The organism is Rhodomicrobium udaipurense JA643 (assembly GCF_000636015.1).
Taxonomy (GTDB): Bacteria; Pseudomonadota; Alphaproteobacteria; order Rhizobiales; family Rhodomicrobiaceae; genus Rhodomicrobium; species Rhodomicrobium udaipurense.
The window spans coordinates 1-12,176 of sequence record NZ_JFZJ01000017.1 but is presented as its reverse complement, the minus strand read 5'-3'; the positions used below and the strand labels follow the sequence as shown (position 1 = coordinate 12,176).

The following is a 12,176-nucleotide window of genomic DNA, read 5'->3' as shown; positions in this document are numbered from 1 at the left end:
GGCTTTATTCCGCAGCCTGCCCGAAGCGCACCACGCGGCTCGACGGAACCTTGCGATAGTCGAGATCGCGGCTGACGAGGCACAGCACGCCCGCAGCCACGTCGCCGAGCAACGCGCGGTAGGCCTGAATCCGCCGAACGAAAGCGTTGTAGACGATGACGGCGGGGATCGCCGCGACAAGCCCGATGGCCGTAGCAAGTAGCGCTTCGGCGATGCCCGGTGCGACGACGGCTAGGTTTGTCGTCTGTGCCTTCGAGATGCCGACGAAGCTGTTCATGATGCCCCATACCGTGCCGAACAGGCCGACGAAGGGCGCGATAGAGCCGATTGTCGCGAGCACGCCTGTTCCTTGCGAGATGCGCCGCCCTGCCGCCGCCTCGATGCGTGAAAGCATCAGTTGCACCCGCTGTTTCAGCCCCTCGCCGCCCGCGTGATCGACGGCCGCATCTGAAAGGGCGGCTTCGCGCGCCGCTGCGGCGAGCATTTCCCGCGCCGGGCCGCCGTTGCCATCGGTGGCTGAAAGCGCTTCGCCCATAGTCCGAGCCTCGCGAACGGCGTCGAGCGTGCGTCGCGCGCTCCCTCGCGCGCCGGCAAGTTCGATCGTCTTTGCGAGAAGGATCGTCCACGTCGCCAGCGAAGCGAGTGCGAGACCGATCATGACCGCCTTCACGAGGCTGTCCGCCGCCATGAACATGCCCCAGGGGGAAAGGTCGCGCGGGAGATCGGTGCGAGCCGTTTTCGCGGGCGCGGGCAGTTCGCCGGGTGCCGGCGCGCTTTCCTGCTGTGAGGCCGCCGCTTCCGGGGCCGACACAGGCAGCGGCGAGCCGTGCCCTTCACTCGGATGGGCGGAACCGTTAGCGAGTGGCGCAACCGGCGATGACGATAAGTCCTGCGCCAGCGCGGTCGCGCCGGGATCGAAGGCGAGCGCCGCGAGCAGGAGGAAGGTAGCGGCAAGCCGGATGAATTTCGCGAGCCAAACGCAATCAGTCATGTGAATGCCGGTCTTTCGATGGTTACGATACAAACGCTTCGGCGCTTCTGCCCCGAACCTTGGTTCAAAAATCGTGACGGCCACCGATGTTCGCCATTTACGACAAAATAAAGGAACAAGGGCGCGCGCGGTCTCTCCTCTGGCTGGATACGCAGCAATGCGTTACGTCCGAACAAATACAATATCGCCATTATAGCGGGCAAGCAGTCGGCTTCTTAATGAATTTCGTTCACTAGAATTTGGTATTGAAACACAATATTGATGCCCATCATGCGAGATCTATAATTATTCTAATTATATACAGCTGTATTGAAACGTCTGGCGCTCTGGTTTTTGGGCGCGCCACGCGATGCGCTGCGCCAGGGCGACGGCCTTTTTGAGATCGAGCGCTCCATCAAACAGCGCCGAGCCGAAAGGCACGACGCTGTTAGCAGGTAGGGAGCAGACGACACGCCTCACCGTCAGACCCGGCCGAAATTTCCTACCTCTGCATCAGAAGTCGATCTTCGTGCTGACCAGGAATGTGCGACCGGTTTCATAGAGGGGTCGTACCACGCCGGTGCCGTATTCCAGACCGTAGGTGCCGCGGGCGGCATAAGTCGCGTCGAAGATATTTTTCACCTCGCCGCGCAGCGTCAATGACGAGAGCGACGGTGGGCGGTACTCGACAAAGGCGTTGGCGACTTCGTAGCCTTCGATCTTGCCGATTCCAGTGGCAGGATCTTCGAGTTCGTCGTAGTCGAAGACAATCTCGACATCGGCCCCGACCGTCAGATTCCACTGCGTGAAGGTGTGTGCCACCTCGAACGCCAGCACGTCGCCGAGCGGGGCGGTGAGATACTGGCCGAGATAGGTGTCAGCCGGCTGCCCATCGATTTCCGCGTCCGTGCGCGCGAAACGCACCCGCGCGAAGCCGTCGCCCCAGTTATAGGTGCCGCCGATGTGGAAGCCCCGCGTTTGCACGTCGAAAGCACGCAGTGCCATGTTGGCAGCCCATAGAGGCACACGCGCATTGTCGATTTCGGTCTGAAACACGCCAGCTTCGAACCGGAAAGCCTCATAAGGAACTACAAAGCCCGCAGTGTAGTTGTCTGACGTGACCGACTTCGGGCCAGCGCCATAATCCCAGGCAGCGTTCTGGACATAGTTCTCGGCAAGCGGCACCCCGGCCCAGACGTGCGAGTAGCCGGCTTTGGCAATAAGGAAGCTGGTCAACTCGTATTCGCCCGAGACATTGCCGCTGAGGCCCTGGTCGCTGGAACTGAAGCCGTTGACGCCCTCAAAATCCTGATGGTCGCCACGCACGCCGAAAGACAGCTTTGTGCGCTCGAAAGGCGTCAGCCTTGCCTGGGCATAGGCGCCGATATTATCGGCCTTTTCCGATGTCGAAGGCGTATTGCCGATATACTTCGCGCGGTCGCGATAGAAATCGACGCCCGTCACGATGTTGCCGATGGATAAAGCGAACTTGTTCTCCAGCTTTCCGTTGAGGCTGTCGGTGATGCCTTCGCTGGTGTAATCATAGGTGGAGGTTCTGACCAGATACTGATCGATCGCCACTTTCGATCGGTTGTACGCTAGCACGAATTTTGGATCCCACCAGCCCTCTGGGGACACGTCGGTATAAGTGAAGACTGTATTCTGCCGATCAAGCGTGTAGGGTCTTACGACTGGCCACCTCGACTCGTCGGCAACCATTCGTTCGACATTTGCCCGGAATGGGCGCATGGCGTCGTCGCGCAACTGCTCGTGGCTGATCTCGAAGCGGTGGCCGTCAGTGCTCTGATAGGCAAACTTGCCGAGCCCGCTCACAAAGTCCGTCTCTGTGCCGAGCACTTCCTGACCGTTGCCGGCAGTGAACTCACTTCCTTTGGCGAAGTTGAAGGAGCCGAGCGCCTCGAAACCATTCTGACGACCGTAGACAGCGAGATTGTTGGTCGAAGTATTGCCGTTGAAGTTGTAAGTTGTCTTCAGGAACCCGCCGAGGCCATCCTTGGCAAGGAGATCGGCCACGTCCTTGGTCTCGTAAGCGATCGCGCCGCCGAGCGCGCCGGGGCCCGCATCGGCGGGAGCGACACCCGCATCGACGCGCACAGCCTTCAGGAGGTTCGGATCGATAATCGTCGTCGCATTGTGATGGAAGACCTTGTTGTTCTGGCGCGAGCCGTCGATCGAAACTGCGAGATTGGTCTCCTCGACGCCCTGCACGTAGACCTTCTGGGACATTGGCAGCGAGGAGCCGACGGTAATGCGCGGCTCTCCGCGGAACACGCTTCTGATGTCGTTCGCGTTGCGACGTTCGAGATCCGCGCTCGTAACGTTGACCTCACTGACGCCGCCTCGCCCGATCCCTTCTCCTGCGCCCCTGACGTCTATCGTATCGAGAGCGATACCTTCGCCGGGCGCGACACCGCCGTCGCCTCCGCCCGCGTCACCGCCCTGCGCTTCGATCGCGACCGTGCGCGTCCCCGTAAAGCGATAGTTGAGCCCCGAACCGGCGAGGATCGCTCTGAGCGCCGTCTCGGCTGAATACTGGCCGCTTACTGCCTGCGAGGTTCCGCCGATCGCCCCCGCACCCGGACGCACCACCTGGATTCCGGTCGCCGCCGTAAAATCGGCAAGCGCGGAAAGGCGCCGCTTGGCCGGAATATTGAAGTCGTAGGTCGTATTCGCCTGCGCCCACGCCTCTGGCATATCGGCAACGACAAGCGACAACGCGCACATCGATACACCGCAGCTCAGCGCTGCGGCTCGAACGTATTTCTGCATAGTTTAATGCCCCACACCCACACTCGGGGCACGCGTCCGGCGGCCCCACCCATATGTTCAACGGGCAGGAGGGGCAAACCCCGCAAAAAAAATGAAATCCTCAGCGATAGATCAGCGTGGCGAAACCTGGCACGGATAATATCCTGAGTTTTAGTGCGCTTTGCAGGGCCTCTAGCACGGCGCCTGGGTCATCGGCGCGGAAAGTGCCGGAGAGCGTGAGGTGCTTTAGCGCCGGATCGGCGAACACCACGCGGCCCGGTGCCATTTTGCTCAGTTCTTCGACGACGTGCGAGAGTGGGACTCGGTCAAGGATGATCAATCCCCGACGCCAGGCCAACGCCTGATCGGGATCGACTGCGACAGGCGAGCCTAGACTGCCGTCCTGAAGCGCGACGCTCTGCCATGCCGTCAGCCGGACCGGCCCGCCGCGCGTAACTTCGACATCGGACACTGCGACTTCGCCGCGTTCGACGGTGACGACACCGGCCTCGCGATCGATCCCGAAGGCGGTGCCGAGCACCCGCGAATCGACGCGCCCGGCATGGACGGCGAAAGGACGCGTTTTGTCCGGTACCACATCGAACCAGACCCGGCCGCGTAGCAGGGTGATCTCGCGGAGTTCCTCGCCCATAAGGCTGTTTAGCGCCGTATCACCGTCAAGAAAGGCCGTCGTGCCGTCGGCGAGTCGCACTTCACGCCGTTCGCCGGGACGCGTCGCGACATCGGCGAAAGCACGGTCGAGCATGCCGACATCGCGCCAAACCGCAACGCCACATGCCAGCGCCACGGTGACGATGCCGGCAGCGGCGAACCGGAAGCCTCCGGTCAGCCATCCGCGCGGTTGCAGCGCGGGACGGTCGGTGACACGATGCCAGCCGTTTGCAGCAAGCTGCGCTGCGGGGCGGTCGAGCGCACCCCACAGTTCGGAGACCTCGCGCATCGCATCATGATGGGCAGGATCGGCCATAAGCCAAACCCGGTAGGTGCGTCGCGTCTCTTCAGAGGCGAGTGGGTTATTGAGGCGCACGAACCATTCGGTTGCCTCGCGCGAAGCCTGCTCGCGGTCCTCGCTGTGGTCGGATGCGGATTCCATCTCATTCTCGCAAAGCGTCCACTTTAAGCACGCGCCACTTTATATATATCCGAATAGTGTTCGGGCAGTCGATGCCAGGTGGAAGGGTTGGCGCGTTCTGCGGCACGCACTCTCATTCTTGTAGACAAAATCGAGCCGAAGAAAGCATAGCCAACGAGAGCCGGGAGCGCTCGCACTAAGTTCTCAAAAAACGCCTGCTTCGCCTCAAATTTTCTCGCGCCGTCGTTTCCAATTGCGACAGAATTCGAGGGCGGAGATCATTTCCTTCTCGACGGTGGAGACCGAAATGCCCAAGGTGCGGGCAATCTGTGGATAAGTCATCCCGTCGATCTTGCTAAGAAGCAAGATGCGCTGGGTACGACGAGGCAGTGTCTTGAGCGCGCGCATCAGCGCGTCGAACTCCATCCGGCTCGCAACTGCGTCCTCCGGACAAACCTCACCGGCCTGCACCTGCTCGCTCGACACGCTCTCGGCATAGGACGCGCGTACCTTTTCAGCCCGCATGGCATCGAGCGCAAGATTGCGTGCCGTCGTGACCACCAGACCGACATCACGTTCCCGTACATCGCGATTCATGAGCTTGAGAAAGGTGTCGTGAACAACATCCTCCGCCGTGTGTGCATTGCCCGTGATACGCCGGACCAGCCGCTGTAGCCGGCCTTGCTCAGCCCCGAAGATGTTGACCAGTTCCGTAGCAGACGGCATGGCCCCTTCATCGTTCCCCATCAGCCGCTCCGGATACACAGCATCCACAAGAATAGTATGACACGCCTTTATTTATAGTAGTTCTAAATCGGCGTTTTCATGCCCGATCGATTAACAGCACTCTTTCCAATATCTGTCAACGCCACCTTGGCCATTGTTTATTCGAATAATTCTGCGCATGCTTTCGCTCGACCCGTTTGCAACACCGACAACCTAGAAGAAGGCTGTGAAGCCTTGATAGCACCGGTCTTTTGAGTAAGAAGTGTAGACGGTCATCGGCACAACCGGAGTGAAAACACAATGCGGCTGGAGCAGATATCATGTATTCTATAATTATTATAAGTCTATTGTAATTTTTACTTTGGCACGTCTGGCGCTTTGGTTTTGTGCATGTTAAAGCGATCCGCCCCTTGGCAGATCGTATAGAAAAGGACGCGAGACGTGCTGGTCAGAACTCTTCGTCATGCCGCGCTGGTGCTGGCATTCGCATTGCTGGTTTCGATCTCGTCGGCGGGTGCGCGGGCCGAATTCGTCATTGAGCACGCGCAAGGCCGCACCGTGCTGCCGAAGAAGCCCGAGAAGGTGCTCGTTCTCGACATCAACACGCTCGATATCGCTGAAGCGCTCGGGGCGCAGCCCGCCGGTGTGCTGGGGTCGAACCTTCCGCCATGGCTCAAGAAATATGCCGATCCGCGATACGCCCGAATGGGCACTTTGTTTGAGCCGGATCTCGAAGCCATCAACGCCGCAGGTGCAGACCTCGCGATTGTCGGCGTGCGCTCACGCGGCAAGCTGAAAGACGTGGCCGCGCTCGTGCCCGCCGTCGATCTCTCATTCGATCAGGATAAAATCGTGGAGAGCGTGAAGGCCAACATCACGAAGGTCGGCACGATTTTCGGCAAGGAGGCGGAAGCGGCTCGCCTCGTGGCCGACCTTGACGCGAGGGTGGCGAAGCTCAGGGACAGCGCATCCGGTGCGGGAACGGCGCTTATCCTCGTTGTGAATGGCGGCAAGGTCGGTGCGTACGGGCCCACGTCGCGCATCGGCTGGCTGCACCGCGAACTCGGCTTCAAGACGGTCGAAAGCAAGATCGACGACCGCTTCCATGGCGGCGACGTGGTGTCGTTCGAGTACATCCTCGAAAAAAACCCCGACTGGATCTTCGTTATCGATCGCGACGCGGCTGTCGGGGCCGCCAAAACGGGCGGTGCGGCAGCGGCCGTGCTCGACAATGAACTCGTCCGCCAGACGAGTGCCGCGAAGCTCGGCCGGATCGTGTACCTTGACCCTGCTGCCGCCTATATCGCGCCGGGAGGATATACCGCGCTGACGATCCTGACCGGGCAGATCCAGGCCACGCTGGACCGGAAATAACGCGGCATGCGCACCCTCCTTTTTGCTGTCCTCGTGATGCTGGTGCTCGCCTGCGTGAGCCTCCTCGTCGGGGTGACGCATATGCCCGTATGGGCCATGCTTGCGGGGTCTGATGACGGACATGCCGCGCGCATTCTAGCGATCAGTCGAATTCCGCGCACGTTGGCGCTCGTGCTGGCAGGCGCGTCCATGGCCATCGCGGGCCTCATCATGCAGATGATGATCCGCAACCGTTTCGCCGAGCCGACGACATCCGGCACGGTGGAAGCGGCGAGCCTCGGCTTGCTGATCGTCACGATCATGGCGCCCGAACTACCGGTGATGGGGAAAATGCTGGTCGCGGCGGCTTTCGCGCTCGCGGGGACGTTGCTGTTCGTGAGGCTCTTGCGTCTCGTACCGCTGCGCGATCCGCTGATGGTGCCGCTTCTCGGCATCATGCTGGGGGGCGTGATCCACGCGGTCGCGACCTTCATCGCCTACCGCTTCGATCTGCTGCAATCCCTGCTGGCCTGGACCATGGGCGATTTCTCGGGCGTGTTGCGCGGGCGATATGAATTGCTGTGGGTCGGTGGGCTGCTTGCCGCCGTCGCATGGATCGCCGCCGACCGGTTCACCGTGGCGGGGCTCGGGCGCGACTTCACCACCAATCTCGGCCTCAACTACAAGCGCGTTCTCGCGCTCGGCCTCGTGATCGTCTCGATGGTCACTTCGGCGGTCGTTGTAACGGTTGGCATGATCCCGTTCCTCGGTCTCATCGTGCCGAACGTCGTAAGCCTCACCGTCGGCGACAACATGCGCCGTGCGGTGCCGTGGGTGGCCGTGCTGGGCGCGATCTTCGTCCTCTCGTGCGACATCCTCGGGCGCATCATCCGGGAGCCTTATGAAATCCCGCTTGGGACCGTCGTCGGTGTCGTCGGCAGTGCGATGTTCCTTTGGCTCGTCTTGCGAAAGCGCGCGCATGCTGCCTGACCGGAACGCGCGGCCGCGCGCCGTCCTTTTGCTACTCGCCGCGCTGGCGGTTGGTGCCTGCTTCGCGTTCATGACGCTGGGCGCAAAAGGCAACTGGGACTTCGTGCTGAAGTTTCGCGGCCTGAAGCTCGCGGGGCTGGTGCTCGTCGCATGGGCGATCGCGCTTTCGACCATCCTGTTCCAGACCGTTACCAACAACCGGATCCTCACGCCCGCCCTCATGGGCTTCGACGCGCTCTACATCCTGATTCAGACGACGCTTGTGGTGCTGCTCGGCACGGCGGTCGTCGCCATGCTCGACCATAATTCCGTGTTCGCGCTGAACGCGGTCGCGATGGCGCTCTTTTCCGGGCTGCTGTTTCGCTGGCTGTTCGCGGGGGAGGAGCGCAGCCTGCATCTTCTGGTGCTCGCAGGGATCATCTTCGGCGTCTTTTTCAAGAGCCTCTCGTCGCTCATGCAGCGGCTGCTCGACCCAAACGAATTTATGGTTCTACAGGACAGCTTTTTTGCGAGTTTCAATCGCATTGATGCGACGCTGCTCGGCGTTTCGGCGGCGATTATCGCCGTTGTCTCGGCCTTCGTCATTCCCATGCTGCCGCGCCTCGACGTGCTCGCGCTCGGCCGCCCCATGGCGATCAGCCTCGGGCTAAACTATCGCCGCGAGGTTTCGCTCGTCCTCATCGCGGTGGCGCTGCTCGTTTCGGCGTCCACGGCGCTCGTCGGACCCGTCACCTTCTTCGGGCTGCTTGTCGCGAGCCTCGCGCATGCGTTGATCGGAAACGCGCGCCACGCGGTTCTCATTCCGGCCGCCGTGCTTCTGAGCGTGATTTTCCTCGTCGGCGGGCAGACGATTCTCGAACGCGTCTTCGGTTTCGACACGGCGCTGTCAGTCATCATCGAATTTGTCGGAGGCATCGCGTTCATCATTCTCATCGTGAGAAAGGCCATCAGATGATCCTCGCAAACGAAGTCACGAAGCGCTACGGCGATGCGGTGGTGGTCGATGGCCTCAGCGTGACAATCCCGAAGGGTGGCATCACATCGATTATCGGGCCGAACGGAGCGGGAAAATCCACCCTGCTTTCGATGCTCGCCCGGCTTCTCAAGATGGACGGCGGCAGCGTCACCGTCGGGGGCCTTGATGTGACCGCCACGGCGTCGGATGTGATCGCGCGGCGGCTTGCCATCCTCCGGCAGGACAATCACCTTTCCGCGCGGCTCACCGTCCGCGACCTCGTAACCTTCGGCCGCTTTCCCTATTCGAGAGGGCGTCCCACGCTGGACGACAAGGCGCATGTGGAACGTGCGCTCGCCTATCTCGACCTCGGCGCATTAGCCGACCGCTACCTCGACGAGCTTTCGGGTGGCCAGCGGCAGCGCGCGTTCGTCGCCATGGTGCTGTGTCAGGACACGGATTATGTGCTTCTGGACGAGCCGCTCAACAACCTGGACATGAAGCATGCGCAGTCGATGATGAAAACGCTGCGGCGGGCGACGCGCGACTTCGGCAAGACGGTCGTTCTCGTGCTTCACGACATCAATTTCGCATCGTGGTACTCGGATTTCGTCGTCGCGCTGAAGGACGGCAGGCTTGCCGCCGCTGGCACCGTGGACGAGGTGATCCGCGAAGACATGCTGCGCGACATCTACGGGATGGAAATCCAGGTCCATGCGGTGGCTGGACAGCGCATCGCCCTTTATTACGAGTAAGCCTCAGGAATTCATGCGCGCGGTGCGGCCGGGTGGAAAGCCGTAGATGCGCTTGAAGGCGCAGGTAAAGTTCGACGCGTTGGAATAGCCCGCGATATAAGCCGCTTCCGCGATGGTGATGCCTTCGCGGCAGAGCGCGGTCTTCGCGAGTTCGAGCTTCCTCTGGCGGATGAAGGCTTGCACCGTGATGCCGAAATGAGCCTTGAAGGCGCGCTGCACGGTGCTGGCGCTTGCCCCGGTTTCGCGGGCGATATGCTCGATCGTGAGATTTTCCGAGAGGTTGGCGATGATAAAGTCGCGCACACGGCGGCCCTGTCTCGCGGCGCTCAGCGACGGCAGAGGATCATCCGCGCTCCGTTCCGCCAACAGCGCATCGAACGCGAAACGCAGCATGTCGAGCGCGCGCGCGTGTCTGTTAAGGCGGCAAAGCTCGGGGCGCGAAACCGCCGGTTCCAGAAGCTCCCGCGCCGCCCAGACGAACTGGCGGCTTGGCGTCCAGGCAAAATGCGACAGATGTCGCGACAGGAAGTCATGCAACGGCGGCGAACCCTCCGTCTCTTCGAGATAGAGAGCGTCAACCCAGTCCGGCGGGCATGAGATCTGGATTTTCCTCATTCCCGGCAAACTGCCGAAGTGGCCGAGAATACTCGGCCGCGTGAGGTTTATCATCAGCGCGCGCACGGGTTCGGCGCCGCTGCCAGTCTGAAGGACGAAATCCCGGTCATCGATGCGGAAGCGCTGACTGCCCTCGAAAATCGCCATCAGCATCAGTTTTGGCGGGATTTCGGAGAGGGTCGGAGTCGCCCGTGGCGCGGGAGCGACCGGAACGAGCGGCTTTTCCAGAATACCAACCTTCGGAAAAAGCCGGGGGCGTTTTTCGATGTCGAGGCCCGCAGGCTCATCATCTCGCGCTTCGAGTGCATATTTGCGACAGTCGGCGTCGAACCCATCGCCGTGGCTCTTTTGCATATCCTTTTGACACTCTCCCAAATTTCCAATGCCAGCCCCTTAATATATTCAGAGAAATATCTGGGTGCAAGCTAAGGTTTACTGAGTATTTAAACCTTAGGTTGCGAAATTGGGGCAGCACAATGAACATCATAACTTTGCGTGTACGTCGGAATTATTATAACTGTAGACCGGACGAGGTAGGCAAGAGTTATTCTAGTTCCGGATTTCATGCAAAAGGCGGGCGCTTATTTCTAGGCGTGTTGGGCTGGGGCCTTGTGACAAGTGCAAGCCTTGTAGCCATGGACGCAGCCATTGTGTCCGCTAAAGCGCAAGGAACCGGCCAGATCGGCGAGATCGTCGTCGAAGGCAAGAAGAAGGTGAAAAAGCCAACGCAGAGGCAGCAGGCCGCGCAACCCGTCGAGCTGCCCCGGCAGGAGCCGCAGGCGCAGGAAGAGCGTGGCGACGGACCGGTGCAGGGATACGTCGCGCAGAAGAGCCTGACCGGCACCAAGACCAATACGCCGCTCACGAAAACGCCGCAGGCAATCTCCGTTGTGCCGCGTCAGCAGATCGAGGATCAGGCCGCAAAAACGGTGGCGGAAGCGCTCCGCTACACAGCAGGCGTATTTACGGAATATCGCGGCAGCTCGAATCTGCACGATGAAATGTTCATACGCGGCTTCAACTATGTACCGCGCTATCTGAACGGCCTGCTCTACGGCTCTGGCTCCTTCGGGCAAATGGACCCGTATTTCCTTGAAAGGGTGGAGGTCATCAAAGGGCCCGCCTCGGTGCTTTACGGGCAGGCGAACCCCGGCGGCATCGTGAACCTCGTCAGCAAGCTCCCGACCGGCGAGACGCACCGCGAAGTCTTCGTCGAGTTCGGCACCGAAAACCGCTTCGCGACCGGCTTCGATGTCGGCGGCGTGGTGAGCCCGGAAATCTCCTATCGTGTCGTCGGCGTCGGCCTCGATACGGATGGGGAGGTGAACTACACCGAGAAGAAGCGCGTCGGCGTCATGCCCTCGGTGATGTGGAAACCCACCGAAAACACAAAGCTCGTCGTGGATGGCATGTACACCTACGAGCCAAACGCGGGCTTCCGGAACTTCCTCGAAGCGAAAGGCACGATGTACCCGACGTCGTATGGCTACGTGCCGCACGACTTTTACATGGGCGAGCCCGGCTACGACAAATACGAGCGCACGCAATACTATATCGGCTATCAGTTCGAGCATCGCTTCGACCCGACCTTCACTGTGCGCCAGAGCGCGCGCATTTCGCGGATCGAGACCATGTTCAACACAATGGTCGAATCGGGCGTCGTGGACGATAATACCTTTTCCCGAAAGGCTGGCGCTGGCCCCGAAGAGTTGACGCAGTTCACGGTCGACAATCAGGTGCAGGCCGATTTCAAGACCGCCTTTGTGAAGCACAAGGTGCTGGGCGGCGTGGATTATCGCTGGTCGCGGCGCGACTACCAGTGGGGCTATGCGGCGACTCTCAGCTATATCGACTGGGACAATCCCGTTTATGGCCAGCCGGTCGATACCGCCATCATCAACAACACCGACAACAAGACGATCACCGATCAGGTTGGCCTCTACCTTCAGG

Annotated in this window: 10 protein-coding genes; 5 read left to right on the top strand and 5 right to left on the bottom strand. The window is 60.7% G+C overall.

Going from position 1 to position 12,176, the window contains the following annotated elements:
• Positions 1-4 precede the first annotated feature (4 nt).
• The 4 genes from exbB to T281_RS04470 all read right to left on the bottom strand — a co-directional run bounded on the left by exbB (position 5) and on the right by T281_RS04470 (position 5,579).
• Positions 5-991, bottom strand: coding sequence for a tonB-system energizer ExbB (exbB, locus tag T281_RS04485; RefSeq protein WP_081796593.1), 987 nt, complete (start codon positions 989-991; stop codon positions 5-7).
• 492 nt (positions 992-1,483) lie between these two features.
• Positions 1,484-3,760 carry a TonB-dependent receptor gene (locus tag T281_RS04480; protein ID WP_037234898.1) on the bottom strand — a complete coding sequence of 759 codons (2,277 nt, stop codon included), beginning with the start codon at positions 3,758-3,760 and terminating at the stop codon, positions 1,484-1,486.
• A 100-nt stretch (positions 3,761-3,860) separates the two neighbouring features.
• Positions 3,861-4,853 carry a FecR family protein gene (locus T281_RS04475; RefSeq protein WP_037234897.1) on the bottom strand — a complete coding sequence of 331 codons (993 nt, stop codon included), beginning with the start codon at positions 4,851-4,853 and terminating at the stop codon, positions 3,861-3,863.
• A gap of 204 nt (positions 4,854-5,057) precedes the next feature.
• On the bottom strand, positions 5,058-5,579 hold the full coding sequence (locus tag T281_RS04470) for an RNA polymerase sigma factor (RefSeq protein WP_245269150.1): 522 nt from the start codon (positions 5,577-5,579) through the stop codon (positions 5,058-5,060).
• A 420-nt stretch (positions 5,580-5,999) separates the two neighbouring features.
• Here T281_RS04470 and T281_RS04465 point away from each other — a divergent pair, with 420 nt between their 5' ends.
• Genes T281_RS04465 through T281_RS04450 form a run of 4 tightly spaced genes read left to right on the top strand, consistent with a single transcriptional unit; the run spans position 6,000 to position 9,611 of the window.
• On the top strand, positions 6,000-6,932 hold the full coding sequence (locus T281_RS04465) for a siderophore ABC transporter substrate-binding protein (protein ID WP_052037027.1): 933 nt from the start codon (positions 6,000-6,002) through the stop codon (positions 6,930-6,932).
• A 6-nt stretch (positions 6,933-6,938) separates the two neighbouring features.
• Positions 6,939-7,901 carry an ABC transporter permease gene (locus T281_RS04460; protein WP_037234896.1) on the top strand — a complete coding sequence of 321 codons (963 nt, stop codon included), beginning with the start codon at positions 6,939-6,941 and terminating at the stop codon, positions 7,899-7,901.
• The gene (locus T281_RS04455) at positions 7,891-8,856 is read left to right on the top strand and encodes an iron chelate uptake ABC transporter family permease subunit (RefSeq protein WP_037234893.1); all 966 of its coding nucleotides are present in this window, start codon (positions 7,891-7,893) and stop codon (positions 8,854-8,856) included. Before T281_RS04460 ends, T281_RS04455 begins: the two co-directional genes overlap by 11 nt.
• A complete protein-coding gene (locus T281_RS04450) occupies positions 8,853-9,611 on the top strand; it encodes an iron ABC transporter ATP-binding protein (RefSeq protein WP_037234892.1) in 759 nt (252 codons plus the stop codon). The genes T281_RS04455 and T281_RS04450 overlap by 4 nt, the downstream gene beginning before the upstream one ends.
• Before the next feature lie 3 nt (positions 9,612-9,614).
• Here T281_RS04450 and T281_RS04445 read toward each other — a convergent pair whose 3' ends face one another.
• The gene (locus T281_RS04445; RefSeq protein WP_052037026.1) at positions 9,615-10,580 is read right to left on the bottom strand and encodes a helix-turn-helix domain-containing protein; all 966 of its coding nucleotides are present in this window, start codon (positions 10,578-10,580) and stop codon (positions 9,615-9,617) included.
• A 281-nt stretch (positions 10,581-10,861) separates the two neighbouring features.
• Between T281_RS04445 and T281_RS04440 the strand changes: the two genes are divergently transcribed.
• Positions 10,862-12,176: TonB-dependent siderophore receptor (locus tag T281_RS04440; RefSeq protein ID WP_162173112.1), on the top strand; the 1,315-nt coding region annotated here is incomplete at its 3' end.

Excerpts from the sequence above, each read along its gene's own strand:
- exbB (WP_081796593.1), bottom strand. The coding sequence starts at position 991 with ATGACTGATTGCGTTTGGCTCGCGAAATTCATCCGGCTTGCCGCTACC.
- T281_RS04480 (WP_037234898.1), bottom strand. The coding sequence starts at position 3,760 with ATGCAGAAATACGTTCGAGCCGCAGCGCTGAGCTGCGGTGTATCGATG.
- T281_RS04475 (WP_037234897.1), bottom strand. The coding sequence starts at position 4,853 with ATGGAATCCGCATCCGACCACAGCGAGGACCGCGAGCAGGCTTCGCGC.
- T281_RS04470 (WP_245269150.1), bottom strand. The coding sequence starts at position 5,579 with ATGGGGAACGATGAAGGGGCCATGCCGTCTGCTACGGAACTGGTCAAC.
- T281_RS04460 (WP_037234896.1), top strand. The coding sequence starts at position 6,939 with ATGCGCACCCTCCTTTTTGCTGTCCTCGTGATGCTGGTGCTCGCCTGC.
- T281_RS04455 (WP_037234893.1), top strand. The coding sequence starts at position 7,891 with ATGCTGCCTGACCGGAACGCGCGGCCGCGCGCCGTCCTTTTGCTACTC.
- T281_RS04450 (WP_037234892.1), top strand. The coding sequence starts at position 8,853 with ATGATCCTCGCAAACGAAGTCACGAAGCGCTACGGCGATGCGGTGGTG.
- T281_RS04445 (WP_052037026.1), bottom strand. The coding sequence starts at position 10,580 with ATGCAAAAGAGCCACGGCGATGGGTTCGACGCCGACTGTCGCAAATAT.